Annotated in this window: 26 protein-coding genes and 1 pseudogene; 15 read left to right on the top strand and 12 right to left on the bottom strand. The window is 57.4% G+C overall.

Annotated features, from left to right (window positions below):
- Window positions 1-4: 4 nt before the first annotated feature.
- Genes ACW4YW_RS12970 through adk form a run of 4 tightly spaced genes read left to right on the top strand, consistent with a single transcriptional unit; the run spans window position 5 to window position 3,788 of the window.
- Window positions 5-1,318: a peptidylprolyl isomerase gene (locus tag ACW4YW_RS12970; RefSeq protein WP_457137938.1), complete on the top strand. Its 1,314-nt coding sequence runs from the start codon at window positions 5-7 to the stop codon at window positions 1,316-1,318.
- Between the two features lie 9 nt (window positions 1,319-1,327).
- Window positions 1,328-2,326 (top strand): 4-hydroxythreonine-4-phosphate dehydrogenase PdxA, encoded by a 999-nt coding sequence (gene pdxA, locus ACW4YW_RS12965; RefSeq protein ID WP_457137937.1) that lies wholly within the window; start codon window positions 1,328-1,330, stop codon window positions 2,324-2,326.
- Window positions 2,323-3,090, top strand: a complete 768-nt coding sequence (rsmA, locus tag ACW4YW_RS12960; RefSeq protein ID WP_457137936.1) for a 16S rRNA (adenine(1518)-N(6)/adenine(1519)-N(6))-dimethyltransferase RsmA — start codon at window positions 2,323-2,325, stop codon at window positions 3,088-3,090. The genes pdxA and rsmA overlap by 4 nt, the downstream gene beginning before the upstream one ends.
- Before the next feature lie 41 nt (window positions 3,091-3,131).
- Window positions 3,132-3,788: an adenylate kinase gene (adk, locus tag ACW4YW_RS12955; RefSeq protein ID WP_457137935.1), complete on the top strand. Its 657-nt coding sequence runs from the start codon at window positions 3,132-3,134 to the stop codon at window positions 3,786-3,788.
- Between the two features lie 117 nt (window positions 3,789-3,905).
- On the opposite strand, the gene ACW4YW_RS12950 is transcribed toward adk, so the two are convergent.
- Window positions 3,906-5,612 carry a methyl-accepting chemotaxis protein gene (locus ACW4YW_RS12950; protein ID WP_457137934.1) on the bottom strand — a complete coding sequence of 569 codons (1,707 nt, stop codon included), beginning with the start codon at window positions 5,610-5,612 and terminating at the stop codon, window positions 3,906-3,908.
- Window positions 5,613-5,638: 26 nt separating this feature from the next.
- Complete coding sequence (locus tag ACW4YW_RS12945; protein WP_457137933.1) at window positions 5,639-6,109, bottom strand: chemotaxis protein CheW; 471 nt, start codon at window positions 6,107-6,109, stop codon at window positions 5,639-5,641.
- A 434-nt stretch (window positions 6,110-6,543) separates the two neighbouring features.
- Here ACW4YW_RS12945 and leuS point away from each other — a divergent pair, with 434 nt between their 5' ends.
- The 5 genes from leuS to nadD are packed head-to-tail and all read left to right on the top strand — an operon-like array spanning window position 6,544 to window position 12,534.
- On the top strand, window positions 6,544-8,997 hold the full coding sequence (gene leuS, locus ACW4YW_RS12940) for a leucine--tRNA ligase (RefSeq protein WP_457137932.1): 2,454 nt from the start codon (window positions 6,544-6,546) through the stop codon (window positions 8,995-8,997).
- 3 nt (window positions 8,998-9,000) lie between these two features.
- Window positions 9,001-9,540 (top strand): LPS-assembly lipoprotein LptE, encoded by a 540-nt coding sequence (locus ACW4YW_RS12935; protein ID WP_457137931.1) that lies wholly within the window; start codon window positions 9,001-9,003, stop codon window positions 9,538-9,540.
- Window positions 9,537-10,553, top strand: a complete 1,017-nt coding sequence (gene holA, locus ACW4YW_RS12930) for a DNA polymerase III subunit delta (RefSeq protein ID WP_457137930.1) — start codon at window positions 9,537-9,539, stop codon at window positions 10,551-10,553. The genes ACW4YW_RS12935 and holA overlap by 4 nt, the downstream gene beginning before the upstream one ends.
- 8 nt (window positions 10,554-10,561) lie before the next feature.
- Window positions 10,562-11,821: a glutamate-5-semialdehyde dehydrogenase gene (locus ACW4YW_RS12925; RefSeq protein ID WP_457137929.1), complete on the top strand. Its 1,260-nt coding sequence runs from the start codon at window positions 10,562-10,564 to the stop codon at window positions 11,819-11,821.
- The gene (gene nadD / locus ACW4YW_RS12920) at window positions 11,821-12,534 is read left to right on the top strand and encodes a nicotinate-nucleotide adenylyltransferase (protein ID WP_457137928.1); all 714 of its coding nucleotides are present in this window, start codon (window positions 11,821-11,823) and stop codon (window positions 12,532-12,534) included. Before ACW4YW_RS12925 ends, nadD begins: the two co-directional genes overlap by 1 nt.
- A 14-nt stretch (window positions 12,535-12,548) precedes the next feature.
- Here the strand turns inward: nadD and bioD are convergent, their stop codons facing one another.
- The 8 genes from bioD to ACW4YW_RS12880 all read right to left on the bottom strand — a co-directional run bounded on the left by bioD (window position 12,549) and on the right by ACW4YW_RS12880 (window position 18,927).
- The gene (gene bioD, locus ACW4YW_RS12915; protein ID WP_457137927.1) at window positions 12,549-13,232 is read right to left on the bottom strand and encodes a dethiobiotin synthase; all 684 of its coding nucleotides are present in this window, start codon (window positions 13,230-13,232) and stop codon (window positions 12,549-12,551) included.
- Window positions 13,229-14,104, bottom strand: coding sequence for a malonyl-ACP O-methyltransferase BioC (bioC, locus tag ACW4YW_RS12910; RefSeq protein WP_457137926.1), 876 nt, complete (start codon window positions 14,102-14,104; stop codon window positions 13,229-13,231). Before bioC ends, bioD begins: the two co-directional genes overlap by 4 nt.
- Window positions 14,101-14,901 (bottom strand): pimeloyl-ACP methyl ester esterase BioH, encoded by an 801-nt coding sequence (gene bioH, locus ACW4YW_RS12905; RefSeq protein WP_457137925.1) that lies wholly within the window; start codon window positions 14,899-14,901, stop codon window positions 14,101-14,103. Before bioH ends, bioC begins: the two co-directional genes overlap by 4 nt.
- Window positions 14,898-16,097, bottom strand: coding sequence for an 8-amino-7-oxononanoate synthase (gene bioF, locus ACW4YW_RS12900; protein ID WP_457137924.1), 1,200 nt, complete (start codon window positions 16,095-16,097; stop codon window positions 14,898-14,900). Before bioF ends, bioH begins: the two co-directional genes overlap by 4 nt.
- 6 nt (window positions 16,098-16,103) lie before the next feature.
- Window positions 16,104-17,111, bottom strand: a complete 1,008-nt coding sequence (gene bioB, locus ACW4YW_RS12895; protein WP_457137923.1) for a biotin synthase BioB — start codon at window positions 17,109-17,111, stop codon at window positions 16,104-16,106.
- A gap of 10 nt (window positions 17,112-17,121) precedes the next feature.
- Window positions 17,122-17,511 (bottom strand): hypothetical protein, encoded by a 390-nt coding sequence (locus ACW4YW_RS12890; protein WP_407993005.1) that lies wholly within the window; start codon window positions 17,509-17,511, stop codon window positions 17,122-17,124.
- A gap of 78 nt (window positions 17,512-17,589) precedes the next feature.
- Window positions 17,590-18,492 carry an SAVED domain-containing protein gene (locus ACW4YW_RS12885; RefSeq protein WP_457137922.1) on the bottom strand — a complete coding sequence of 301 codons (903 nt, stop codon included), beginning with the start codon at window positions 18,490-18,492 and terminating at the stop codon, window positions 17,590-17,592.
- Window positions 18,493-18,636: 144 nt separating this feature from the next.
- Entirely contained in the window at window positions 18,637-18,927 is a 291-nt protein-coding gene (locus ACW4YW_RS12880) for a hypothetical protein (protein WP_457137921.1), read from the bottom strand.
- Between the two features lie 538 nt (window positions 18,928-19,465).
- On the opposite strand from ACW4YW_RS12880, the gene ACW4YW_RS12875 reads away from it, so the two are divergent.
- Both ACW4YW_RS12875 and ACW4YW_RS12870 read left to right on the top strand, forming a co-directional pair.
- A complete protein-coding gene (locus ACW4YW_RS12875) occupies window positions 19,466-19,861 on the top strand; it encodes a hypothetical protein (protein WP_457137920.1) in 396 nt (131 codons plus the stop codon).
- 208 nt (window positions 19,862-20,069) lie between these two features.
- On the top strand, window positions 20,070-20,912 hold the full coding sequence (locus ACW4YW_RS12870; RefSeq protein ID WP_457137919.1) for an aldo/keto reductase: 843 nt from the start codon (window positions 20,070-20,072) through the stop codon (window positions 20,910-20,912).
- A gap of 29 nt (window positions 20,913-20,941) precedes the next feature.
- On the opposite strand, the gene ACW4YW_RS12865 is transcribed toward ACW4YW_RS12870, so the two are convergent.
- Complete coding sequence (locus tag ACW4YW_RS12865; RefSeq protein ID WP_457137918.1) at window positions 20,942-21,976, bottom strand: response regulator transcription factor; 1,035 nt, start codon at window positions 21,974-21,976, stop codon at window positions 20,942-20,944.
- Between the two features lie 96 nt (window positions 21,977-22,072).
- On the opposite strand from ACW4YW_RS12865, the gene ACW4YW_RS12860 reads away from it, so the two are divergent.
- The 3 genes and pseudogenes from ACW4YW_RS12860 to ACW4YW_RS12850 all read left to right on the top strand — a co-directional run bounded on the left by ACW4YW_RS12860 (window position 22,073) and on the right by ACW4YW_RS12850 (window position 24,844).
- Window positions 22,073-22,285 (top strand): hypothetical protein, encoded by a 213-nt coding sequence (locus ACW4YW_RS12860; RefSeq protein WP_457137917.1) that lies wholly within the window; start codon window positions 22,073-22,075, stop codon window positions 22,283-22,285.
- Window positions 22,282-23,787 (top strand): sodium:solute symporter family protein, encoded by a 1,506-nt coding sequence (locus tag ACW4YW_RS12855; protein ID WP_457137916.1) that lies wholly within the window; start codon window positions 22,282-22,284, stop codon window positions 23,785-23,787. The genes ACW4YW_RS12860 and ACW4YW_RS12855 overlap by 4 nt, the downstream gene beginning before the upstream one ends.
- Window positions 23,771-24,844 (top strand): annotated as a pseudogene (locus ACW4YW_RS12850) (phenylacetaldoxime dehydratase family protein). Before ACW4YW_RS12855 ends, ACW4YW_RS12850 begins: the two are co-directional and overlap by 17 nt.
- A gap of 142 nt (window positions 24,845-24,986) precedes the next feature.
- On the opposite strand, the gene ACW4YW_RS12845 reads toward ACW4YW_RS12850, so the two are convergent.
- On the bottom strand, window positions 24,987-25,283 hold the full coding sequence (locus ACW4YW_RS12845) for a hypothetical protein (protein ID WP_457137915.1): 297 nt from the start codon (window positions 25,281-25,283) through the stop codon (window positions 24,987-24,989).
- 274 nt (window positions 25,284-25,557) lie between these two features.
- Here ACW4YW_RS12845 and ACW4YW_RS12840 point away from each other — a divergent pair, with 274 nt between their 5' ends.
- Window positions 25,558-25,965, top strand: a complete 408-nt coding sequence (locus tag ACW4YW_RS12840; RefSeq protein WP_457137914.1) for a hypothetical protein — start codon at window positions 25,558-25,560, stop codon at window positions 25,963-25,965.
- Window positions 25,966-25,997 lie beyond the last annotated feature (32 nt).

The raw sequence follows: 25,997 nt of genomic DNA, 5'->3' as shown, positions 1-25,997 counted from the left end.
TCTTATGCACAATCACGTTTTCAAGACTATCGCCAAGCATGGCCTGATTGCTCTATTTTTTCTCTTCAGCATTCCCGTCATGGCGGCCGAGATCGCCAAGATGGACCGCATCGTCGCGATCGTCGACCAAGGTGTGATCACGGAGAAGGAACTGGCCGACCGCATCCAGACCGTCACCGCGCAACTGGAAAAGCAAGGCACCCAGCTTCCTCCTCGGGACGTGCTGCAGAAACAGATCCTAGAGCGCCTCATCAACGACAGGCTGCAGTTGCAATACGCCGCCCAGACCGGCTTGCGCGTCGATGACGCGCAGCTCGACAAGACCATAGAGCGCATTGCGGAACAGAACAAGCTCAGCACCGGCGAATTCCGCAAGGCGTTGGAGGCCGAAGGCATTCCCTACCGCAAATTCCGGGAAGACATCCGCAACGAAATCATCCTCGCCCGCCTGCGAGAGCGCGAGGTCGACAACCGCGTCAACGTCACGGAATCGGAAATCGACAACTTCCTGACCACCCAGTCCGCACGTACCGATATCCAGGATGAATTCGAGGTAGCCCATATTCTGGTCCGCGCACCGGAGGAAGGCACACCGGAAGAGTTGCAAAAGCTCAAGGCCAAGGCCGAAACCGCCTTGAAGGAATTGCAAGGCGGCGCTGATTTTGCCCAGGTATCCGCAGGATATTCCGACGCGCCCAACGCCCTGGAAGGCGGCATGCTGGGCTGGAAAACCTCATCTCAGCTGCCTGCATTGTTCGCAGACACCTTGCAAGCCCTGCAACCCGGTCAGTTGTCGCCCATACTGCGCAGCCCCAACGGTTACCATATCCTCAAGCTGCTCAACCGCCGCGGCGGCAGCTCGCCGCTCGTGGTGGACCAGACCCATGTGCGTCATATCCTCATCAAGCTCAGCGAGGTGGTGTCAGAGCTGGAGGCGGAGCAGAAAATCAACTCCATCAAGGAGCGCCTGGATCATGGCGCTGATTTTGCCGAGCTGGCGCGCCAGTATTCGGAAGACGCCTCCGCCAACAATGGCGGCGACCTTGGCTGGACCAACCCTGGCGACACCGTGCCTCCGTTCGAGCAGGCCATGAACGCCCTAGAAATCAACCAGATCAGCGCCCCGGTACGCACCCCGTTCGGCTGGCATATCCTGCAGATACTAGAGCGCCGCAAGCAGGACATGACACAGGAGTCGGCACGGCTCAAGGCACGTCAGGAAATCCGCGCGCGCAAGGCTGATGACGCGTTCCAGGACTGGCTAGGCGAATTGCGCGACCGCGCCTATGTGGAATACCGCCTGGAAGACAAATACTAGGCCGGCATCTTGGATACGCTGCCCCGCATTGCCGTCACCGCTGGCGAGCCCGCCGGCATCGGCATTGACTTGTGCGCCATGCTGGCAGGCCAGGCACTGCCATGCCGCCTTGCCGTCATTGCCGACCGCGACGTGCTGGCAGCGCGTGCCAGCGCGCTGAACCTGCCCTTGCAATTGCATGCCTATGATGCAGCGCACTGGGCGCCGCACCAGGGACAATCCCAGCTCACCGTGCTGCATCAAGCCTGCACAGCGCCTGTCACAGCCGGAAAACTCGACCCGCGCAACGGCGCCTACGTACTGCATACGCTGGAACGCGCGATCGACGGCTGCATGCAAGGCGAATTCGACGCCATGGTCACCGCCCCTGTGCACAAAGGCGTCATCAACGACGCCGGCATCGCCTTTACCGGCCATACGGAATTCCTCGCCGAGCGCACCCATACGCCGCAAGTCGTCATGATGCTGGTCGGCGGCAACCTGCGCGTTGCACTCGCCACCACGCATTTGCCGCTGGCCGAGGTCAGCCGGGCCATTACGCAAGAAAGCCTGGAAACCACAATCCGCATTCTGCATCGCGACCTGGTTCGCAAATTCGGCATCGCAAACCCGCGCATCCTGGTCACAGGCCTGAATCCCCATGCGGGAGAAGGCGGCCACCTGGGGACAGAGGAAATCACCACCATCGGCCCGGTGCTGGACAAGCTGCGGCAGGAAGGCATGCAATTGAAGGGCCCCTTGCCTGCCGATACTTTATTCACCCAACACAATCTGGCGCAGGGCGACTGCGTGCTAGCGATGTATCACGACCAGGGCCTGCCCGTGCTCAAGCATGCCAGCTTCGGCGCAGGCGTCAATGTCACGCTGGGGCTGCCGATGATCCGCACCTCGGTTGACCATGGCACGGCGCTCGATCTCGCAGGCAAGGGCAATATCGAGATCGGCAGCCTGCTCAGCGCCATCCAGCTCGCCATCACGTTGGCTGGCAACCGTACACAACCACTATGAAGCACATCGCAAAAAAACGTTTCGGCCAGAACTTCCTCACCGACCGCGCCATTATCAACAGCCTGATCGAAGCCATTTCACCGCAGGCAGGGGATTGCATGGTGGAAATCGGCCCGGGCCTGGGCGCCATGACGCAGCCATTGCTGCAACGCCTGCCGCACCTGCACGTGGTGGAGATCGACCGCGACATCATCGAGTGGATGCAAGGCCATTACCCGCAGGGCAAGCTCACCATCCATGCCAGCGACGCGCTCAAGTTCGACTTCGGCAGCATCAGCGACCGCCTGCGCGTGGTGGGCAACCTGCCCTACAACATTTCCACCCCGATCCTGTTCCACCTGCTGGACAATGTGCCGCATATCATCGACATGCATTTCATGTTGCAGAAGGAGGTGGTGGAACGCATGGTGGCAGCCCCTTCCAGCGCGGCATATGGCCGGCTTTCCGTGATGCTGCAGTACCGGCTGCAGATGGAATACCTGCTCACCGTGCCGCCCGAGGCTTTCGACCCGGCGCCCAAGGTGGAGTCGGCCTTCGTACGCGCGGTGCCCTATGCTGCCCTGCCTTATCCGGCGAAGGACGAAGCCCTGTTTGCCAAGGTCGTGACAGCGGCATTTTCCCAGCGCCGCAAAACGCTGCGCAACACGCTCAAGGGCATGCTCGACGATGCCGGTTTTGCAGCGCTCGGCATTGATCCGCAATTGCGGGCAGAGAATATTTCACCAGCCGAATTCGTTGCCATCGCCAACTATCTGGCGGCATGAAAGACGGCTGATATAATGCCGGATTGAAAAGAGGAGACCACATGAGAGTCATACTATTAGGCGCACCTGGTGCGGGCAAGGGCACCCAGGCCACCTTCATCAAGGAAGCATTCGACATCCCGCAAATCTCCACCGGCGACATGCTGCGCGCCGCAGTGAAGGCAGGCACCCAGCTTGGCCTGGAAGCCAAGCGTTATATGGATTCCGGCGGCCTGGTTCCTGATGACGTCATCATCGGCCTCGTCAAGGAGCGCATCAAGGATGCCGACTGCCAGCAAGGTTTCCTGTTTGACGGTTTCCCCCGCACCATTCCCCAGGCCGAGGCCATGAAGCAGGCCGGGGTTGACATCGACTACGTCGTTGAAATTGACGTGCCCGATGAAGAAATCATCAAGCGCATGAGCGGGCGCCGTACCCACCTGCCGTCGGGCCGGACCTACCATGTGGTATTCAATCCGCCCAAGGTGTCCGGCAAGGACGACGTCACGGGCGAAGACCTGGTACAACGCGACGACGACAAGGAAGAAACCGTCGCCAAGCGCCTGGAGGTTTACCACAGCCAGACCAAGCCGCTGGTGGATTACTATTCCGGCTGGGCCGCAGACGGCACCGCCAATGCCCCGAAATACGTGCGCATTTCCGGCTTAGGCGAGGTCAGCAACATTCGCGAGCAAGTCCTGCAGGCACTGGGCAAGTAAACGAATAAATCACTAATGCGACCAAGCGATCATTCTTGATACCTTGTGCTTGATAGTTTGATGGCAGTGATAAAAAAGCCGAACATCGTGTTCGGCTTTTTTCATGGACAGCGTCGGCTAGAATTCCGCCCATTCATCTGCAGCACCTGCCGCCGCAGGCACCATTGGACTCGCTGTTTTGACTGCGGGTGCTGGCTTGGGTGCCGTTGCTGCCCTGGGTTTGACAGCCGCAGGCTTGGGCTTGCTAACACTGCGTTCGGCCGCCTTGACTTGCACGCCACTCACCTTGAAGACGCTCACTGCCTGGGCGAGGCTCGCCGCCTGGTCCTGCAACGATTGCGAAGCCGCTGCCGCCTCCTCCACCAGGGCCGCATTCTGCTGGGTCACCTCGTCCATCTGGCCGATCGCCTGGTTAACCTGTTCAATCCCCGTGCTCTGCTCATGGCTGGCCGCACTGATCTCACTGACGATGTCAGTCACGCGCTGCACGCTCTGCACCACGTCCCGCATCGTCGCCCCCGCCTGCTCCACCAGCCGGCTGCCGGCATCGACGCTTTCCACCGAGTCCGTGATCAGCCCCTTGATCTCCTTGGCGGCATTGGCCGAGCGTTGCGCCAGGTTGCGCACCTCGCTCGCCACCACGGCGAACCCTCGTCCCTGCTCGCCAGCACGCGCCGCCTCTACCGCTGCGTTCAACGCCAGGATATTGGTCTGGAAAGCAATGCCGTCGATCACGCCGATAATATCCGCGATACGTTTGGAAGAATCGCTGATGGACTGCATGGTCGCAATGACCTGGTCCACGACCTCGCCACCCTGCAAGGCAATCCCCGAGGCGGAAGCCGCCAGCTGGTTGGCCTGCTGTGCATTGTCTGCATTTTGCTTCACGGTGGAGGTTAACTCCTCCATGGCGGAGGCGGTCTCTTCCAAAGAGCTGGCCTGCTCTTCGGTACGCGATGACAAATCCAGGTTGCCCGATGCGATTTGCGAGGAAGCGGTTGCAATCGTCTCCGTGCCGCCCCGCACTTCGCCGACAATCCTGGCCAGGTTATCGTTCATGGATTTGAGCGCATTCAACAGCTGCCCTATTTCATCCTTTGAATCGACGACGAGCGAACTGGTCAAGTCTCCGGCCGCCACCGTTTCAGCCAGTTGAACCGCCTTGGCAAGCGGCTGGGTAATGCCCAGCGAAAGCCTCCAGGCGAAAAACGCCCCCAGTACCACGGCTACTACGCCGATCACCAACAGCAATACGCTGCTGGAGTTTTTCACCTGCTGGATATCTGCACCGGCTTCATCGATCACTTGCCGCTCGAACTTGAGCAACTCGTTCATGCTGTCAAAATACGCCTTGCGTAGCGGCAAGAACACTTCTTGCACCTCTTTATCAATCAGCGATGCTTCAGCCCCCTCCTTTCTCAACTGCAGCAAACGGTCCCGCACCGTGCCGTAGGCGCCAGCTTTTTCCTTGGCGTCAGCAAACTTGGCCTTGCCCTCAGGGTTGACCAGCAATGCTTCAAGCTGCTGTCTCAGCCCATTGTTCTCCTCTACTGTTTCAGCAATTTGCTTGATGTACATTTCATACATTGCGGCATCGGGAGTTTTGATCGCCGCCAATGTGCGTAACCCGTTCTGGGTGGCATTCGACACCCACTCGGCCGTCATTCTTTCCTTTTTCAGCTCGGCCTCCACGACCCGCTTGGCGGTGCCTCCCACGCTTGCAAGCTGAGCCAGGCCAAAAGCCACCATGACCACCATCAACAGCAAGACCGCGGCAAACCCTGCGCCCAAACGCGTTCCAATCTTGAAATCTGAAAACTTCATGTTATTCACTCCTCCGTTATTTTTACTTATGCAGCAATTTGCTGAACCACTGCCCCCAATTTCAGGGAGGCCAAGAACTTCTCAATGCTCAACAGCATGACGGTGATGTCATCCAGCGTCGCCACGCCAGACAGGAAAGTTTTGTCTAGCGCCATACCCATGGCAGGTGGGTCCTTGATCTGGCTCCTATCCAGGGCCACCACGTCTGAAACCGCGTCCACCACCATGCCAATGACATGCGCGTTGATATTCAATACGATCACTACAGTGTTCTGGCCGTATTCAGGCTCCGGCTGGCCGAAGCAGATACGCATGTCGATGATGGGCACGACAATGCCGCGCAAATTGACGACGCCCTTGAGGTAAGCAGGCGCATTGGCTAGCTGCGTCACGCTTTCGTAACCGCGGATTTCCTGCACGCCGAGGATATTGACCCCATAGTGTTCACCACCCAAGGCAAATACGAGCACCTCCAACATGTGCTCTTGGTTCAACATGGTTTCCATGGATTTCCCCTTTTACAATGATTGATACGCCTAACTTCCTACGGCTCGGAAGTCATCATTCTTTAAGCTGCGGCCTCCGCTGAATTGCCAAGCGATGTCGCTATCATTGCAAAAAATTCCGTATCGGCAATTGAAAAAATAAAAGCAAAACGCTGGCGTATTGGCAGAATTAATTCTTTAAAATTATGGGGTTTACATCTTTTTCAAGCCACCTTGCACGAATTCCCAAGTAAGCATAAATAGTCAAATTTCCCAATGGATATTTATCCGTCGGGGATAATGAGAAATAGCGCTTGCCATGAATATCAACCTGGCAAGCCATCCATGCTGCAAAGAGCATGATTGAAATGGCTAACTTCGGGAAAAGGCCGCAGCTTCAGGTATAATTTTGCTTTCCGAATTCTTAACCCAGACGCCCAGCCATCATGCAGCAGCAGTATCCATTCCGCGACATCGAGCAACAAGCACAACATTATTGGGAATCCCACGCCACATTCACCGCCACCGAGCAATCGGACAAGCCAAAGTACTACTGCCTGTCCATGTTCCCCTATCCATCCGGCAAACTGCATATGGGGCACGTGCGCAACTACACGATTGGCGATGTGCTGAGCCGATTCCACCGCATGCGCGGCTACAACGTCATGCAGCCTATGGGCTGGGACGCCTTCGGCCTGCCAGCCGAGAATGCCGCGATCAAGAACAACGTCGCGCCCGCAGGATGGACCTACAGCAACATCGAACACATGAAGGGCCAGCTCAAGAGCCTGGGACTCGCCGTGGACTGGCAACGCGAAATCGCCACTTGCAAGCCGGACTACTACCGCTGGGAACAGTGGCTGTTCACTGAGCTCTACAAAAAGGGCCTGATCTACAAAAAGACTGCCACCGTCAACTGGGACCCGGTCGACCAGACCGTGCTTGCCAACGAGCAGGTGATCGACGGGCGCGGCTGGCGCTCCGGCGCATTGGTCGAGAAGCGTGACATTCCGCAATACTTCATGAAGATCACCGCTTATGCGGAAGAGCTGCTGGCCGACCTCGACCAGCTCGAAGGCTGGCCGGAGCAGGTCAAGACTATGCAGCGCAACTGGATCGGCAAGAGCTACGGCTGCGAAGTGGAATTTCCCTTAGCCAACAGCAACGATACGCTCAAGGTCTACACCACCCGGCCCGATACGCTCATGGGCGCCACCTATGTGGCGGTTGCCGCCGAGCATGCGCTGGCAACGGCAGCGGCCAAGGACAACCCGGCCCTGCAAGACTTCATCGACGAATGCAAGCGCGGCAGCGTCGCAGAAGCCGACCTGGCCACCGCCGAGAAAAAAGGCATGGATTCCGGCCTGTTCGTGCAGCACCCCATCACGGGTGAGAAACTGCCGGTCTGGATCGCCAACTACGTATTGATCAGCTACGGCGAAGGCGCCGTCATGGCCGTGCCTGCGCACGACGAACGCGATTTCGAGTTTGCCAGCAAGTACAAGCTGCCGATCAAGGCTGTCATCAAGCCCGCACACGCGGAACTGGAATTGCCTTTGCAGGCAGCCTATACCGAGCACGGCATCCTGTTCGACTCGGGAGACTTCAACGGGCTGGATTTCAACCAGGCCAGCGACGCGATAGCCACGGCCCTGGCTGCCAAGGACCTGGGCAAGAAGCGTACGCAATACCGCCTGCGCGACTGGGGCATCTCGCGCCAGCGCTACTGGGGCTGCCCCATTCCCATCGTGCATTGCCCGAGCTGCGGCGAAGTGCCGGTGCCTGCCGAGCAATTGCCCGTCGTCTTGCCGGAAGACGTGGTCATGGACGGCGTCGGCTCGCCGATCAAGAAAGACCCGGGCTTTTACGAAACCACCTGCCCGAGCTGCGGCGAAAAGGCCACGCGCGAGACCGACACCATGGACACATTCGTCGAGTCATCCTGGTATTTCGCCCGCTACGCCAGCTTTGATGCCAACAGCAGCATGGTGGACGAGCGCGCCAACTACTGGCTGCCCGTGGACCAATATATCGGCGGTATCGAGCACGCCATCCTGCATTTGCTGTACGCGCGCTTCTTCAATAAGCTCATGCGCGATGTCGGCTTGATCCAGCATGACGAGCCTTTCACCAAGCTGCTTACTCAGGGCATGGTGTTGAAGGACGGCAGCAAGATGTCCAAGTCCAAGGGCAACACGGTCGATCCGCAGGAACTCATCGACAACTATGGCGCGGACACCGCCCGCCTGTTCATGATGTTCGCGGCACCGCCCGAGCAAAGCCTGGAATGGTCCGACGCGGGCGTGGAAGGCGCGCACCGCTTCCTCAAGCGCGTATGGACCGCCGTGGCCAACCACGTCGAATCCGGCATCGTAACGGCATTTACTACAGGGGAGCTTTCGACCGAGCTCAAGGCCTTCCGCCGCCAGCTGCACCAGACCATCGACAAGGTCAGCGACGACTACGGCCGCCGCCATGCGTTCAATACCGCGATTGCCGCGGTGATGGAACTCATGAACGCCTATGCGAAACTCGAAGGCAGTGACACCACGACGCGCGCCATCCGCCAGGAAGCGCTGGAAAACGTCGTGCTGCTGCTCTCGCCCATCGTGCCGCATATCAGCCATGGGCTCTGGCAGGAGCTGCGCCCGGGCACGCAATTGCTCGACACCCGCTGGCCGGTTGCCAACAAGGCTGCCATGGTGCAGGATGAGATCGAGCTGATGCTGCAAGTCAACGGCAAGCTGCGCGGCAGCATGACCGTGGCACGCACGCTGGACAAAGCCGCGATTGAGGCCCTAGCCGTGCAGCAGGAAAGCATCCAGAAATACCTGGCCGAGGGCAGCGTGCGCAAGATCATCGTCGTGCCCAACAAACTCGTCAACATCGTCGTAGGATAAACCATGTATATGCGCGCCGCCCGCTGGATTCTGCTTGTCATGCTACTGGCCCTGACGGCCTGCGGCTTTAAAATGCGCGGCGTGGCGGACCTCAAGTTTCATACCTTGTTCATCCAGGGTCCGACCATCTCCATCTCCAAGGCATTCAAGCGCTCGCTGGCCGTGAACAGCGTCAAGATCGTCAGCTCGGCAGACCAGGCCGACCTGTTGCTCGAGATCATGAGCGAAGCACAGGAACAGCGAATCCTGTCCTTGAGCGGCCGCGGCCTGGTGCGTGAATACGAGCTGTTCTACACCGTCAATTTCCGCCTGCGCGACCCAACCAGTGAAACCTGGGGCGACGTACAGACCATCAAGGGTAGGCGCGAGATCACTTATGACGACTCGCAGCTACTCGCGAAACAGCTTGAGCAGGAGCGGCTCTACAACGATATGAAAGATGATGCCGTGCGCGAATTGCTGCGCCGCCTCATGGTAGTCAAGCCGGTCAAAGGCAAGCCGCGCGCGCCTGACTTACGTTCACTGGACGAAACCGTGGAATGAGGCTCAAGCCGCAGGAACTGGAGCGGCACCTGGCCCAGGGCCTGGCGCCGCTTTATGTCCTCATGGGCGATGAACCGCTCGCCCAGCGTGAGAGCCTGGATGCCATCCGTGCCGCAGCGCGCGCTGCGGGCCATGACGAACGCACCCGGCTTACCGTGGAACGCAACTTCAACTGGCAGCAAGTGGCGGCCTTCGGCCAATCCATCTCCCTGTTCGCCAGCCGCCGCATCCTAGAAATCGCCATTCCATCGGGCAAGCCCGGCGTGGACGGCGGCAAGGCCTTGACCGCGCTGGCGGAACAAGCCATTCCAGATACCGTGACCATCGTCATCCTGCCCAAGCTGGAGCGCGACGCCAAGAACAGCGCCTGGTTTGCCGCATTGGAAAACCACGGCGTCTCGCTCGCACTGCACGAAGTCGCGCCATCGGCGCTGCCGCAATGGATCGCAGCCCGCCTTGCCAGCCAAGGCCAGAATACCGACCAGGAAACACTGGAGTTCCTCGCCCACCAGGTGGAAGGCAACCTGCTCGCCGCGCACCAGGAAATTCAGAAACTCGGCCTGCTTTACCCGGAGGGCACGCTGGATGGCGGCAGCGTGCGGGAAGCGGTATTGAACGTTTCGCGCTATGATGCCTTCCAACTGGGCGATGCCGTGCTGGGCGGCGATAGCGAGCATGCGGTGCGTATACTGCACGGCCTACGCGAGGAAGGCGCACAACCGGTTGCCATCATGAGCGCCCTGGCCTGGGTGTTGCGCGGGCTGGTCAAGGTAAAATATGCTGAAAGCCGTGGAGGCAATCTCAGCAGCGCAATGCAGCAAGCCAGGATTTACGGCGACCGGCAAAATCTGGTAAAACGGGCGCTTTCCCGGATGAGCATGCGTCAGCTCGAGGCGGCGCTGCAGAAACTGGCTGAAATCGACAAAGCCGCCAAAGGCCTGTTGAACCAGGATCCATGGCTGGAAATCTCGCGCCTGTGCTTCGGCCTAGCGCGTATAGGCAGCAGGAAATAGAGGCAGGAATGGAAGACATCAAACACTACATGCAACAGCTCGGCAGCGAAGCGCGTGCCGCTTCACGCGCGATGGCGCGTGCCGACACCGAAACCAAGAACAAGGCCCTGCGCACCATCGCCACTGCCATCCGCCGTGAGCGCGACACACTGCTGGCCGCCAACGCAGCCGACCTGGAAGCCGCGCGCCGGAACGGCTTGGAACCTGCCATGCTGGACCGCCTCGTGCTCAGCGCAAAAGGCATCGCCACCATGGCGGAAGGTTTGGAGCAAATCGCCAGCCTGCCCGACCCCATCGGCGAAATGTCCGATTTCAAGTACCGCCCATCCGGTATCCAGATCGGCAAGATGCGCGTGCCCTTGGGCGTGATCGGCATCATCTACGAAGCCCGCCCCAATGTCACCGTCGATGCCGCCGGCCTCTGCATCAAGTCAGGCAATGCCGCCATCCTGCGCGGCGGCTCCGAAGCCATCCAGTGCAACCGTGCCCTGGCCGCCATCGTGCACGAAGGCCTGGCTGCCGCGGGGCTGCCTGCCAGCGCCGTGCAAGTGGTGGCGACGACCGACCGCGCCGCCGTTGGCGAACTGATTACCATGAAGGATTATGTCGACGTCATCGTGCCGCGCGGCGGCAAGGGCCTGATCGAGCGCATTTCCAACGAGGCGCGCATCCCCGTCATCAAGCATCTTGACGGCAATTGCCATGTCTACGTCGACGAAAGCGCCGACCTCGACAAGGCATTGCGCATCCTGGAAAACTCAAAGACCCAGCGCCTCGGCACCTGCAATACCGCGGAATCGCTATTGGTGGCACGCAGCATTGCGCGGGAAGCCTTGCCTCCGCTGGCTGCGATGCTGATCAGCAAGGGCGTGGAAATCCGCGGCTGCAACGAAACCCGCGCGCTGGTGCCGCAGGCCAAGCCTGCCACGGACGAGGACTACTATACCGAATACCTCGCTGCGATCATCTCGGTGAAAGTGGTTGCGGATGTGGACGAGGCCATTGCCCATATCAACCAGTATTCCTCACAGCATACCGAGGCCATCGTCACCGAGAACTACACGCATGCGCGCCGGTTCCTGCGCGAGGTGGATTCCAGCAGCGTCATCGTCAACGCGTCCACCCGCTTTGCCGACGGCTTTGAATACGGCCTGGGCGCCGAGATCGGCATTTCCACCGACAAGCTGCACGCCCGCGGACCGGTCGGCCTCGAAGGCCTGACCAGCCTCAAGTACATCGTGCTGGGTGATGGAGAAGTCAGGGCCTGATGCCCTCCCACCTGCACTTCACCAACATGACGCTGGGCACTAAATCCCCAGCCCAGCATGTACCGCTCATCGGCATCATGGGCGGCACCTTCGACCCTATCCACTTCGGCCATCTGCGCATGGCGCAGGAACTGGCCGAAGCCCTGGATTTGGCGGAAGTCCGCTTCATCCCCTCCGCCACGCCTCCCCACCGCGGCCAGCCCATGACCTCGGCCAAGCAACGCGCAGAAATGGTCGCCCTCGCGATTGCCAATAACCCCTTGTTCAAGCTGGATACGCGGGAGCTGGAACGGGAGGGCTATTCCTACACGATCGATACCCTGCAATCCTTGCACGAAGAATTGCAAGACAAGGCAAGACTCTGCCTGCTGATGGGCATGGATGCGTTTACGGGCGTCACCAGCTGGCACCGTTGGCAGGAGTTGCTGCAGTTTGCGCACGTCATCGTGGCAACGCGACCTGGCGCAGTCTTGCCTTCAGGCAACCCGGTATTGGACGCATTCCTTGAGACCCATGTGCTCTCTGGCGCTCAACAATTGCCTATTCAAGCGGAGCATGGGATATTGATGCAGGCAATCACCGCGCTGGACATTTCAGCGACCAAGATTCGGGAATCTCTTGCACATGGCCGAACACCGCGTTACTTATTGCCTGATAGGGTATTGGAATTTATTTGCCAGCATGATTTGTACAGTGTCGCGCCAATGTATTGAAACCAAACCCTTCACTATAGCAATAAGCTCACAATATCCGTGTCTTCGGCAATACCTGCTTGCTCCTGCCATGGAATAAAACCAATATAGGTTGAAGGCATACGCTGCTTCAAAGTCTCCAGGTTCTCTTCCAGCATCGCCATGCCAGGATCCACTTGGTTCGCTATCCAGCCAGCCAGCGTCAGGCCGCGTCGCCTGATCGCCTCGGCCGTCAACAATGCATGATTGATGCATCCCAGCCGCAAGCCGACAACCAGAACCACCGGCATGCCAAGTTTGGCAGCCAGATCGGCAATATCGTGCTGGTCATCCAACGGCACATAGAAACCGCCCGCCCCTTCGACGATCACGACATCCGCCTGCGCCTGCAAGCGCCCGAAAGCCGCTACAATATACTCTAAGTTAATCCGCACGCCTGCCTGCCTGGCTGCGATATGCGGCGCAATCGCAGGCTCGAAGGCATAGGGGTTGATGTCGGACAATGGCAAATCCACATTGCTGGCAGCCAATAGTTGCGTGACGTCTTCGGAGATCAATTGCCCATTCTGGCGTTCGCAACCGGAAGCGACAGGCTTCATGCCTACGCTGCGCAGGCCACGCGCTGCAAACTGGCGCACCAGCATGCTGCTAACCATGGTCTTGCCGACGCCGGTATCGGTGCCGGTGACGAACCAGGCCTGTTGACGCTCGCTGCTCAACGCGGCTTCCTAGGATGCAGAGTCACCGTGGCAAGCCCCGCCTGTTTGGGCTGGGGTTTCCAGGCATGGCCGTAGACCACCTCATAGGTGGCGGCCAATTTACCTTCGTGGCGGAATTGCTCGTATGCCGCAGTCAAGCGGTTGAGGAATCCGCGCCCCAGCAGGCCGCGTGCGCGACCTGCCGCGGCATTGTGCGCGCCGATGGCCTTGAGGTCGCGCATGACGGATACCACGTCGTCATAGGTGAGAACGAAACGCTCCACGTCGAGCACGGGATCGGAAAACCCGGCGCGCACCAGGGCGTCGCCGATATCGTGCATGTCGATGAAGCGGCTGACATGTACATGGTCGCCGCCTGACGCTGCGCGCAGCTCCTTCAAGGTATCCGGCCCGAAGGTGCTGAACATGAGCAGGCCTTCCGGTCGCAATACGCGCGCCATGCCAGCAAAAGCGCTGTCGAGGTCGTTGCACCACTGGATCGCCACATTGGACCAGACCAAGTCCACGCTGGCGTCCTTCAGCGGAAGCTGTTCGATATCCGCACATAATGCGGCAGGACGCTTTTGCCCCAACATCGGCAATACGCGCTTGATCCATGGGTAATGCGCCAATGTCTGCTGCAACATGCCCATGGCGATATCCAGCGAGATTATTTGGCTGTCGCGATAACGCTTGCCCAATGCCATGCTGGCGTGGCCGGTGCCGCAGCCTGCATCAAGGATGACGCCGGGCGTGATCTTCACCAGCTCAAGACGCTGCAACATGCGCTCGCGCACTTCGCGCTGTAATATCGCGGCCGCGTCGTAACTGCCTGCCGCACGGTCGAACGACGCGCGTACCCTGGCCTTGTCGATCAAGTATTCATCGCTCATTGCGCAGCACCCGGGTCAGGTTGGAGAAAATCACGCACGCTGTCGATGAACTGCGCCGTATGCGAGAGGAAAGGCGCATGGCCTGCGCCCGCGATCACGCGCAGGCTGGCATACGGCAGATGCCGGGCCAGCCAATGGGCAGCCTGCACTGGAGCGAGGCTGTCGCGATCGCCATGGACCAGCAACACAGGTTGCTGCAAGGCGGCCAGCTCGGGACGCAGGTCGTTCTGCAACAGCACGTCAAGCGCGGCTTCGAGCGCCAGCGGCGATGGCACAGGGCGCTCGGCCAGCACCCGGCGCAGCTCCTTGATGGTGGCGCGCGCATCGCTGGCCCCCATGCATTGCAAAGTCAGGAACTTGATCAAGGTGGTGGCATAATCCTCGCCCACTTGTTGCGCGAATTTCTGGAACACAGGGGCGGTAATGCCGTACTCCCAGGGCTGTGAATGCCCCCGCTCGGTATTGATGAAGCGCGGCGTGCTCCCTACCAGCACCAGGCGCCGCACCCGCTCAGGCTGGCTCAAAGCCAGCCGCATGGCGACCAGGCCGCTCAATGACCAGCCGACGATATCGGCATGGGCAGGCAGAATGGGCGGCAGCGACGCCACCATTTCATCGAGATTGCTCGCGATCACGCCCTGGCTCAATCCCATGCCCGGCAAGTCCACGATATGCAGCTCAAAGGACTGGGAAAGCTTTTTCACCAAAGGCTGCCAGACGCCGCCATGCATGCCCCAGCCGTGAACCAGCACCAGGGGCCGCCCTTTGCCGGTGACGTCGACATGAATACTGCTCATGCAGCCTCCAATGTATGCATTGCTGCCAGCAAACGCCGGACATCCTCATGCGTATGCGCGGCGGATATCGATATCCGCAATCTTGCCGTGCCCTTGGGCACGGTCGGAGGGCGGATGGCCGGCACCAGGATACCGGACTCAAGCAAGCGCTTGCTTACCTGCAGCGCCTCTTCGTTGCTACCGATGACCACGGGCTGTATCGCAGTTTCGGATGCCATCAGCTGCCAGCGCTGCAATCGGCATGACGCCCTGAAATCCGCGATCAAGGCATGCAGATGGGCACGTCGCGCATGGTCCTGCTCGATCAATTGCACGCCGGCCATGGCGGCAGCCGCCACTGGCGCCGGGCTCGCCGTGGTGTAGATATAGGGACGGGCCGTTTGCATCAGGTAATCGGTAAGGATTTTCGGGCCTGCCACGAATGCGCCCGCCGCCCCCGCAGCCTTGCCCAGGGTCGCCATGTAGATGATGCGGGGCGAATCCAGCGCGAAGTGCTCCAGCACGCCACGGCCATGAGCGCCCAGCACGCCGAAGCCATGGGCGTCATCCAGCATCAGGTAGGCATCGTAGCGATCGCATAGCGAGAGCAATTCCGGGACAGGCGCCAGGTCGCCGTCCATGCTGAACACGGCATCGGCCACTACCAGCTTGCGCCTGGCCTGGCTTTGCGCCAGCAAGCGCTCGAGGCCTGCCAAATCGTTGTGTGCATAGCGCTTGAGTTCGGCACGCGACAGCAATGCCGCATCATTGAGCGAGGCATGGTTGAGCTTATCGGCAAAGATGGCGTCCTCGCGGCCGCACAGCGCAGTGATAATGCCCAGGTTCGCCATGTAGCCGGTAGTGAACAGCAGAACGCCGGGCAAGCCCATGAAAGCCTGCAAGGCATGCTCAAGCGCTTCGTGCGCCTGCTGGTGCCCGGTGACAAGATGGGATGCGCCGGTGCCGGCGCCGGCTATGGCGGCGCAATCCCGCATCGCAGAGATCAGGGCAGGATGGGCAGCCAAACCAAGGTAGTCGTTGCTGCAGAACGAGAGCAAGCGCTTACCGTCGACCTTGACATGCACGCCCTGCATGCCGTGAAGCACACGGCGCTGGCGCAGCAAACCCAAGCCCGCACGTTCGGCGAGCTCGGCTTGCAATGCGTCCAGCAATGGGGTGGCTGCTTCTGCCGGGTGAGGTTCCAGCATGGAAGGCATCGTGATTTAAAGCGGACGGATGCCGAGTTTGTCGAACAGCTTGCGGTCGGTTTCGGCTTCGGGGTTGTCCGTGGTCAGCAGCTTCTCGCCATAGAAAATCGAGTTGGCGCCGGCCAGGAAGCACAAGGCCTGGATGCCTTCGTGCATGCTTTGGCGACCTGCGGACAAGCGCACGAAGCTCTGCGGCATGGTGATGCGGGCTGCCGCGATCGTGCGCACGAACTCGAACGGGTCCAGCTCGTCCATGCCATACATCGGCGTGCCTTCCACCTGGGTCAGCAGGTTGATCGGCACGCTTTCGGGCGGGCGTTCCATATTGGCAAGCTGCGCCAGCAGGCCGGCACGCTGGGCACGGGATTCGCCCATGCCGATGATGCCGCCGCAGCAGACGTTGATGTCCTGCTCGCGTACGCGGTCCAGGGTATCCAGGCGGTCCTGGTAGGTACGCGTCGTGATCACATCGCCGTAATATTCGGGCGCGGTGTCCAGGTTGTGGTTGTAATAGTCGAGGCCGGCATCCTTCAATTGCTCGGCCTGGCCGTCCTTGAGCATCCCCAGGGTAGCACAGGTTTCAAGGCCCATCGCCTTCACTTCGCGGATCATGGCCAGCACCGGCTCGAGGTCGCGCTGCTTCGGGCTGCGCCATGCCGCGCCCATGCAGAAGCGGCTGGCGCCATTTTCCTTGGCGGCCCGCGCAGCAGAGAGCACTTCCTCCAGCTGCATCAAATCCTGTTTTTCCACATCGGTGTGGTAACGCGCGGCTTGCGGACAATAGCCGCAGTCTTCGGAACAGCCGCCGGTCTTGATCGAGAGCAGCGTGCTCACCTGTACGCCATTGGGATCGAAATTCTCACGGTGCACCGACTGGGCGCGGTGCATCAGGTCTGAAAACGGCAACTCGAACAGCGCGACGATCTCATCGACGCTCCAGCGCTTGGGCGCTTCCACACGGGCCTGGGTCTTGGCGCGCTCCACGCGGTCCAGGCCGCGTATATCAATCACTGAATCTCGCATGTGTTTCCTTTTATTCTGTTGTCTCGACGGTATATTCCTGCCATGGCTCCTTGCGTGCGCGCAAGATGTCACGCACTCCCAGGGGGACTATCACCAGGATGCTGACCGCCCATATGATCAGGGCAAGATTCAACCCTCCTCCTACCCAACCTGCCATATTGGAACTAAAGTTGAGCAGCACCACCCAGGCGCCGAGCAAGCCATAGAAACGATAGCCCGCAGGCACCAGGTAGTCACAAACGCGGGTACAGGGATGGTTTGCCATCGAGGCATAGGTAAAAATGGAGGCAGCAATCCAGAAGGGGATCAATACCGGTATCACCACAGCAAGGCTGGAGAAGAAAGGGAAGCTTTGTGCTGCCCGCATCTGCTGCTTGGCAGTGATGATTTTGGTAGCCATGATATCAAAATGGAATTGAAAAGCGGATTATAGCTTGTCAACATTCCAGACAACAATACATTTACAGTTGATTAAATATTAATCAACTGTATTTTCCACCTCTTGTACGCTCACCCGTGGAGTTTTCAACTTAGTCTGGTTTTTCCCAAAATTGAAAATGAGGCTATGAGGGCCTGCATAAACCATGTGCACAACCTCTACCCCCATCGCATCCAATTTCTTCATAAGCGCATTGAATTGGTTGGCTAGGCAGTTTTGCTTGTTCCAAGAAAACAGGGAGGAAGCGAGGTCTCCCAATGTCAACCTCACGACTGGGCAATGCAATAAGGATTTGATTTCGGCATCCGGAATGTAGCGAGAGCAGGAAACCGCCAGCACTATTTCACTCGCTCCAGAAAGTTGCTCCAACCCATCGACCGTGAATCGCACTTGGTCGTCGCCCCCATCGACTGGCTGCCACGATTGACTGACCTCGTCCCAATCCATGACGAGGTCTATCCTTTCTTCCGCCAGGATTTGGCCGGATAAAAACGCAACATGAGGTGGCGCATTGCCACCATAGACGACCTTTAACGTTTCAGGGCCATAACAGTGGCTTGCTTCCTGAACTCGTTGCTTCATGGCCTGTAACAGCTCCAATGAATAGTCCTGGATTTCATAACTGCAGCGCTGACCAGTGACATGTTCAGGCAGGGACTTCATTAACCCTTGCTCCCTACCCACGCCCAGCACCAGCACGTGGTTCAGCAGGTTTTGTCGATAGTCCAGGTCTATCTTCCGTATCTCTGATCCGAAGCCGACAATCAGACCCAGCAACGCCGCAATCCCGATCGCCAACCCCAATAGATTGAGTGCATTGCTAAGCATGATGCCAATCAACGCCATCAGGCTGATGCGAAAGACCCAACTGCTCCAGCGATTCGAGAGGAGCGCCCACTCCAGCAGCTGATGTGTTGCGTGGCTTAAATATTGATAATCCATGGTATTCCAAGTGCCTGTCCCGAATCATCGCCGCGCACGCGTACGAAACAATTGATCAAACGGCAATATCGAGAAATATTCAGAAAACACCGTGCTTGAAACCTCAAAACACGATGAAGATGGCGCTAAAAAGGCGCAGACAGGCTATTGCTGGGGAGGGGCGCGGAGCAGAGAGGAAAAGTAATGCGGAGGAGAAACCTTGTGGAAGCTATGCTCCCTCCAGTCAGGCAACCGGAAAGTGAAGTTATAAAAGATTGCGATGAAGACAATGGCTGCCAGCATCGGCACACTATCGAGAAAGGACTTGGGCTTGCGCGCCATGCCGACTTCGACGGCGTTGAGATTTTCATCGGCTTGAAAAGTTGGAACCTCCATACGCTCCATACTCTTGCCAGTGACTTCATGCAAATGAATGCCGCTTTCTGTCGTCGTCATTGGCTGTCCAGCAGGATGCGCATGCAAAAGCGGCAGGAAACCCTGCAAGCAAGCCAAGAATAATACTAGCCACAAAGATAGATTGTTGAGTCGGCGAAAAACCATTCAGCGATCATGAATGCATTTATTTACTTACACATTCTAACAAAATAAGAAACCGATGAATATCCAGATAGAGTGTATTTGCATCTGCATTCAGCGCATCGACCTATCAAGCCTTCCCTACAGCTATGGCGCATTCCGCCGCCAATTTCCGACCCCAATTGTGCCTAATGCGTTCAATCAACAATGATCTAGGACGAGGAATAGCATCCGATCGGATCGTATTGACGTCCTAATCCTTGTAGCTTTCATTACAGAAGCCGTGCTGGTCCACACCGCATAGTATAACCAGCTCATGGAAGTCACCCCTCTCAGCATTTCTCACCAACCCTCTATTAAGGAAACATTCCCTTGCAAATTGTCAATGTTGGTATATGATTTCGATATATACAGATCTGTATATTTATTCCAATAAAACCACTTGAGGAGAAAGTAAATGGAAGCTTTATTGATAGGCGCTGTCGCTTGTGTCACGGCCTTGATCTTATCCGCCTGGCTGATGACTTTTGCCAAATGGTTCCCGATCAAGGGCGTTGATGAGTTCCTGATCGACTATAAGACCATGATTCGGGCGCACATCGACTATGCCCTGATGGCGCTATTTGGATTAAGCTTTTATGGCCTGGGAATCCCGCTTCCGACAGCAGCCTGTGTCTGCCTGGCAATAGGCGGATTCACCAATCCCACCATCTTCACGATTGCAGCTTTCGACACGGATTTCTGGTCCAAGAAAAAGTGGAAGGTATTCACCGCATTGAGCTTCGTGGTATCGACGATCGGCTTCATGTGGATTTCGTTCACTATCCTGATGCATGTGATCAATACGCTATAACACCATACAAATTGGTATACTCAATGCTCGACCTAAAACGGTCAGGTCATCATCCCTCTTGGCACACTAGGTGGCTGGCAAGAAATATAGGCCGTTACTTCAGGCTTTACATTTCCTTGTTTGAACATTAGTTCACACCTTATGCTCCAAGAGGGAGGAGTTGCTTGGCGATAGAGACTGCGATCCCTAATAACTTGAGAGGCCTATCATGCAAAATCAACATTTCAAGCTCGGTGAATACAAGCTGCATCGCTTAGGGTTCGGGGCAATGCGCATTACCGGTACCGGCGTGTGGGGAGAACCCGCCGACCTGGCAGAGAGCATCGCCACTTTAAAGCGGGTTCCGGAATTGGGTATCAATTTCATCGATACCGCCGACAGCTATGGACCTGATGTGAGTGAAGTGCTGATCCGCAAGACCTTGCATCCGTACAAGGACCTGCTCATCGCCACCAAGGGCGGCCTGACACGCCATGGGCCGGATATATGGGCGCCTGTCGGCAGGCCGGAATATCTCCGGCAATGCGTACTGATGAGCTTGCGACGACTGGGGATTGAGCAGATCGGGTTATGGCAACTGCACAGGATAGATCCCAAAGTCCCGCGGAAGGAGCAATTCGAAGCCATAGCCGAATTCCAGAAAGAAGGCCTGATCGAGCACATCGGCCTGAGCGAGGCGACGGTAGACGACATCAAGGCCGCCCAGCAGCATTTCGAAGTGGTGACGGTGCAAAACCAATACAACATGGCCTTCCGTCAACATGAGGATGTCCTCGATTACTGCACGCAGCACAATATCGGCTTCATCCCCTGGTTCCCCCTGGCGACGGGCAACCTGCCGGTTGAAAAGACCGCGCTTGGGGAAATCGCCAGGAAATACGGCGCGACGCCGTTCCAGATTGCCCTGGCTTGGCTGCTGCAAAGAAGCCCAGTGATGCTGCCTATCCCCGGGACCAGCAAGGTCAAGCACCTGGAGGAAAACACGAAAGCTGCAGACATTACGCTTGACCCCAGCGACTTTGAAAAACTGTCCAGTATTCAATCGACATAATACTGGCAAGGCCGCATCACGGCGCCAAGCTACATGCCTGATACAAGAGGCAGCGCCGCCTGTCTGGCTGCCTCCTTCCACCTCATCATCTCGGCTGACCTCGAGTAGGCATCCGAGAATCGCACCAGCTCGGATTTGTCGTTGATATCCAACTTGGTATAAATCACCTGCAGGTAATGCCTCACGGTAGTGGGAGACAACGCCAGACCAGCGGCAATTTCCTTGTAAGACTTGCCGTCCGCATATTCAAGCGCGATCTGTTTTTCACGTTTCGTGAGCTTGTTGAAAAGTGGCTGGCGGCTGATATCTATCCTTTCCAGCCCGCCGGCGCATAGCCTTTTCACCTGGAGCAAGCCGGAAGGGCATATCCAGCCCTCGTCCAGCATGCCTAGCGGAACCCTGCCCTTTTCTTTCCAATGCGGCCATAACTCGTTCACAAAGCCGTTGAAGGCGGCATCGGAGCAGAGGATGCTCCCCTCGCTGTCCAAAAAGGCAGTCGAGGCATGCAACAGCTGGTTGGGGATGCGCATTCTCTCAATTTCCGCTTGCAGGTTGGATTTCCAGCTGGCATACAAGTGCAGGGTGATTTTCTGCTTGATTGCGACATCCCGTTGGCTAAAAGCCTTTGCATATTTGCCCGAGCGAAAAAGCGAGATGAAGAGAAAAGACTGATTGTCAGGAAAGAAGATGGAGGTACACAAGGCCTGGCGGATATGCTGCTCGCCATTCAACGACTTGAGGCCCGGGGTGGAATACAAATCCGCGTGTTGGTAGTGAATGGTCGTTCTTGGCTTCAGCTGTACGTTCAAGGCCAGTGTGTCATCCCCGTTCACCGACCTCCAATGCTCTTCAAACGCCAGTGGCAACTCGTGCCTGAACGAGCTGCGCAACTGGAAGCCAACCTTGGCCGGGGACATGATGCCCCACCAGGCCTGGTCGAAGCCAATCAATTTGTCCAGCTGGCGAAGCGCGGACTGCTGAAACGAATCAGGCGGCTCCAGCAGCGCGGATTGATAGAGATCGCCCAGCAATACCTCGTCAAACGCAAAATCTAACGCAGCCATTCTTCCCCCTGCATTTGCATGATGGGCATGCCTGCCGCCCATACTCATAATAATGCGCTCATCCTAACAAAATAATAATCCCGGAGGGGCAATACGATGATATTAAACAGGATGTTGCTGATCAAACTATGGTTCATCGCGGATGCGGTATTGGCGCTGTTTCCGCCATTGTATTGGTGGGTGAACGGCCAGCCGGCCATGCTGGGTCTTCCGGCAACGCTGGTCTATTTCCTGCTGGTATCGATATGCATCACGGCCAGCGTGGTGGCGGCTTATTATCTGGATTCCGATGGGAGCGCAGCCCGATGACCATTACCTTTGGCTTGCTCATCGGCTTCTTCGTCATGGTCGTGACCATCCTGCAGCTGACCAAACGCAAGGACAGATCCTTTACCGATTATGCCGTGGGCGGACGTTCTTTTGACGCCAGGTTCCAGGCGATGTCCTTCCTCAACACCTGGTATCCAGGGGCGATGTTCACCGCGTTTGGTGGGCTTGCTGCAGCAAGCGGCGTAATCTCATTCTATGTTTTGGTGTACAGCCTGCTGACTGTGGTACTGATGTATGTCATGGCGCAGGCGGTATGGACGTGGGGCAAGCATTTTGACCTGAAGACCCAGCCGGACCTTTTTGCCCTGCGCTACAACTCGCGCCATATACGCACCATTGCCGCCGTGATCGGCATCATTTCCGGGATACCCTGGCTGGTCCTGGGCATGCAGGCGCTGGGCGGGTTGTTCCAGTACATGTCTATCGGCAAGCTCGGCTTCACCAGCGCGGTAATCCTGGGCGTGGCGGTCATTGCGCTTCGGCAAGTATGGACAGTCCGCATGGGCATGCGCGGCGTGGTGATCTCGGATATGGCGCAGGGTATCGTGGCCTATATCATCGGAAACGCAGTCTTGATCGGCCTGATCGTATGGCTGGTCAACACCAAGGGAATACAACTGGCGTCGCTCCCCACGTCCATGTTCACCCTCCCCGGCCTTGGCAGCAAGGAGGGGCCTTTGTACGTATTCAGCCTGATATTGACCGGCACCGTAGGCGGCTGGTGCTGGCCGTATATCTTTGTCAGGCTGTTTACTGCCGATAGCGTGCATAGCCTGAAAAAATCCGCGGCGCTCGCCATGCCGCTTTCCTTGTTGTTCGGCGCTGCGCTGCTGATTTTCGGTATGCTGGCCTCCGGCCTGCCCGCCGTGGCGGACCAGCCCAACGATGTCTGGTTCCTGGCCAGCCAGGAAGCCGGTGGCGTATGGTTGCTGGGCATCGCCGGCATGATATTGCTGGCAGCCTCCATGGGGCACATTGACGGCAACATCCAGGCCACGGGCGCACAGATAGCCAACGACCTGTTCGGCAACTACCGTCCCCTGACGCACCCCCAGCTGATTTTCATTGCCAAGTTCGGCATGGTGCTGCTCACGGCCTTGTCGGCGTGGCTGTCCTGCCTGACATTGCCGGCCCTGTTCTCGCTGGCGGTGTTGGCCTACCAAGGCATCATCCAGCTTGCCGTCCCGCAGTTCCTGGGCATCTTCTGGAAAAAAGGCAATGCCGCGGGCGCGATTGCGGGCATGGTGCTGGGATTCCTGACCGCTGTCCTACTTGAGGCGGCCTTTCCCGAACTGCTGGGCCATACCTACGGCTTGAGTTCGGGTCTGATCGGCTTGGCGGTCAACCTGGCGGTTTATGTCGCGCTGGCTTACCTGAGGCCCAACTCGGCGGACGAGCAGCTAAGAATTGATGCGCTATTCCAGATAGCCAAAAAACCTGCCAATACCGAGCAAAGGTTTGATCATGTCCAAGCAAGCTGAATTGGAATCGGCCATCCCTCAGCATTTGAGGCAACCGGGCAATTGCCCGTTCCGCGGCAGGACCAAAGCGCTGCCGTACCCGACCTATGTCGCAAGGTTTCCCGCTACGGTCTCACAGGTCGTTATCTGCTATCTCGGCATACAGACTTTAGGGCAAGAGAATATGCCGGCTTTCCAGACTGCAAATCATGCCATGGTTTCGCTGCTGGGATTGCCGGATGGTCCGCAGTATTGGGACCAGTCCACGTTTATCGACAGGGCGGGCTTTACCAATCTTTTGTTTGCTTTGTACTGGCGCAACCCTGCGCGTTATGACCGATGGACCGAGTGCGGCAATGTGGCAGATTGGTGGGAATCCCGGGAAAGGGAAACTGATGGAATCGGGTATTTCAAAGAGGTCTTCACACCCCGGAGCAGTCATCTTGAAACCCATTATGCCACCTGGGAACCCCAGGCATTAGGCAACCTGGGCGACAGAATGAGCGGGGAAATCATCGAGCATGCTTATTGGGGCGCCATGCGGGACAGGATTCCCGCCTCCCAGGCCGGCACCTTGTCGCCAGTGGGCAGACCGCTCATTACCAACAAGCCTGGCAATGAAAAGCGGCGAGTCATCATTCCCCATGAGAACCTGTGCATTATCCGCTCAGGCCAGGACTGGGAAAATGCCGACCAGCAGGAGATTGACTTGTACAAAGAGGTCATCCTGCCGCAATTGTCGCAAGGCATGCGTTTTTTAAACCAAAATGGACTGGACATCGGATGCCTGAGCAACCGCTTCGTCAATATCGTTGATTCAAACGGCGCTATAAGGAAGCAAAGTTATGGCCTGAGTTACTGAACTGGTCTCGATGCCCTGGAAAAATGGGCTGCTATCCATGAAACCCACCTGCGCATTTTCGGAGCAGCGCAAGCGTATATGGGAAAGTTAGGCAGTGCCGCAAAACTCACGACTTACCATGAAGTCGCCGTCATGACGGCAAGAGAGCAAAGTTTCGAATACATCAATTGCCATGCTTACACCGGTATGTTGAACCTGGGGCACCGGTCGCCATGAAACAACACCCGATTGAGGAGTATTCGCCGCCTCAGCAACACTTATCAACAAGCAAAATGGCTTATGCCAATACAGTTGGCATAAGCCATTTTTAACTCGCGCCAGCAAGGCTGGAATCAATATGACCTACAGCAAAAACACCTTATTGCCTTTGCTTTTGGTTAACGTCGGTGCCACCTTGCTCAGGTTCTTTCTTGAAGCGCTGGCTCTTTTCTTTTGCGTTGGTCGGGACAGCACCGTCTTTCAGGCTCTCGCTACGGCTTCCTTCTGTCGTGCCTTGCTCCTGGGATTCAAGGTAATTCCCGTTTGAAGTGCTATCAGGCACCGCATGTTTCTGCTTGTGCGCAGGCGGGACATCGCCAGTAGTATCCGCCGCATAGGCATGGGGCATCAGTATTACCAGAAAGGCTGACATGAGCACGCTATAAAAACCCTTCATTACGTTCTCCTTCCAATTGGTCATTGATACGAAGCCTCATGCTAAGGGATTTTTTCATGCATCAATGTAGGTCCTGGCTTGATCTGGTTGTCAGTCCAAACTGTGATTACTGTAGGAGATCGCTTCGACTTGGAAAACGAGGAGGAAATTTATCATCCAATCTGCCAGCCATCGTTAATATTCAAATTTTCTATATTAATAGCCAATAAATTTCATTATTTTTCACTTAAGAAATCTTCCATAATCTTATTACTGTCGTCACTAGGCAAAGATTATGAATAAAGCAGCGACTATCTCCACCATCAGCGCACAATCGCAGAAAAGGTGCGCCCAGATATTCAATATAGGCTCCATCGTGGCGATTACCGCGATGCCGGCGTTTCCGGTGCTATTTATCTGGATAGGCATTTCAATCTTCGTCTACTCAGCCAATATCCAGCATCCCAGCCCGTTGGTGCGGCGATATACCCAGTATGCCGGGTACCGCTTTTACGGAGTCTCCGGCTGCCTGCTTGCCTCGATGATATTTGCCGGTGTCTTGATTCCCATGGTCGGCAATGCCCTGCACCTGGTATTGATACTCTGGGCGATCGCGTTTCTCGTTGTCGTGCCTGCAGGCTTGTCCTCCTTAATCAAGGCACGCAAAGAAGCCTGGCGGGACATCAGCATAGACACGCCCTAATACCATCCCTACTCAGCCTGCTTTGCGCTTCG

The sequence above is a fragment of the Methylobacillus pratensis genome (genome assembly GCF_054072455.1).
This window is presented reverse-complemented; position numbering and strand designations above follow the sequence as displayed.

Coding starts and splice junctions, on each gene's coding strand:
- ACW4YW_RS12970 (WP_457137938.1), top strand. CDS start 5: ATGCACAATCACGTTTTCAAGACTATCGCCAAGCATGGCCTGATTGCT.
- rsmA (WP_457137936.1), top strand. CDS start 2,323: ATGAAGCACATCGCAAAAAAACGTTTCGGCCAGAACTTCCTCACCGAC.
- adk (WP_457137935.1), top strand. CDS start 3,132: ATGAGAGTCATACTATTAGGCGCACCTGGTGCGGGCAAGGGCACCCAG.
- ACW4YW_RS12950 (WP_457137934.1), bottom strand. CDS start 5,612: ATGAAGTTTTCAGATTTCAAGATTGGAACGCGTTTGGGCGCAGGGTTT.
- ACW4YW_RS12945 (WP_457137933.1), bottom strand. CDS start 6,109: ATGTTGAACCAAGAGCACATGTTGGAGGTGCTCGTATTTGCCTTGGGT.
- leuS (WP_457137932.1), top strand. CDS start 6,544: ATGCAGCAGCAGTATCCATTCCGCGACATCGAGCAACAAGCACAACAT.
- ACW4YW_RS12935 (WP_457137931.1), top strand. CDS start 9,001: ATGTATATGCGCGCCGCCCGCTGGATTCTGCTTGTCATGCTACTGGCC.
- holA (WP_457137930.1), top strand. CDS start 9,537: ATGAGGCTCAAGCCGCAGGAACTGGAGCGGCACCTGGCCCAGGGCCTG.
- ACW4YW_RS12925 (WP_457137929.1), top strand. CDS start 10,562: ATGGAAGACATCAAACACTACATGCAACAGCTCGGCAGCGAAGCGCGT.
- nadD (WP_457137928.1), top strand. CDS start 11,821: ATGCCCTCCCACCTGCACTTCACCAACATGACGCTGGGCACTAAATCC.
- bioC (WP_457137926.1), bottom strand. CDS start 14,104: ATGAGCGATGAATACTTGATCGACAAGGCCAGGGTACGCGCGTCGTTC.
- bioH (WP_457137925.1), bottom strand. CDS start 14,901: ATGAGCAGTATTCATGTCGACGTCACCGGCAAAGGGCGGCCCCTGGTG.
- bioF (WP_457137924.1), bottom strand. CDS start 16,097: ATGCCTTCCATGCTGGAACCTCACCCGGCAGAAGCAGCCACCCCATTG.
- bioB (WP_457137923.1), bottom strand. CDS start 17,111: ATGCGAGATTCAGTGATTGATATACGCGGCCTGGACCGCGTGGAGCGC.
- ACW4YW_RS12890 (WP_407993005.1), bottom strand. CDS start 17,511: ATGGCTACCAAAATCATCACTGCCAAGCAGCAGATGCGGGCAGCACAA.
- ACW4YW_RS12885 (WP_457137922.1), bottom strand. CDS start 18,492: ATGGATTATCAATATTTAAGCCACGCAACACATCAGCTGCTGGAGTGG.
- ACW4YW_RS12880 (WP_457137921.1), bottom strand. CDS start 18,927: ATGACGACGACAGAAAGCGGCATTCATTTGCATGAAGTCACTGGCAAG.
- ACW4YW_RS12875 (WP_457137920.1), top strand. CDS start 19,466: ATGGAAGCTTTATTGATAGGCGCTGTCGCTTGTGTCACGGCCTTGATC.
- ACW4YW_RS12870 (WP_457137919.1), top strand. CDS start 20,070: ATGCAAAATCAACATTTCAAGCTCGGTGAATACAAGCTGCATCGCTTA.
- ACW4YW_RS12865 (WP_457137918.1), bottom strand. CDS start 21,976: ATGGCTGCGTTAGATTTTGCGTTTGACGAGGTATTGCTGGGCGATCTC.
- ACW4YW_RS12860 (WP_457137917.1), top strand. CDS start 22,073: ATGATATTAAACAGGATGTTGCTGATCAAACTATGGTTCATCGCGGAT.
- ACW4YW_RS12855 (WP_457137916.1), top strand. CDS start 22,282: ATGACCATTACCTTTGGCTTGCTCATCGGCTTCTTCGTCATGGTCGTG.
- ACW4YW_RS12845 (WP_457137915.1), bottom strand. CDS start 25,283: ATGAAGGGTTTTTATAGCGTGCTCATGTCAGCCTTTCTGGTAATACTG.
- ACW4YW_RS12840 (WP_457137914.1), top strand. CDS start 25,558: ATGAATAAAGCAGCGACTATCTCCACCATCAGCGCACAATCGCAGAAA.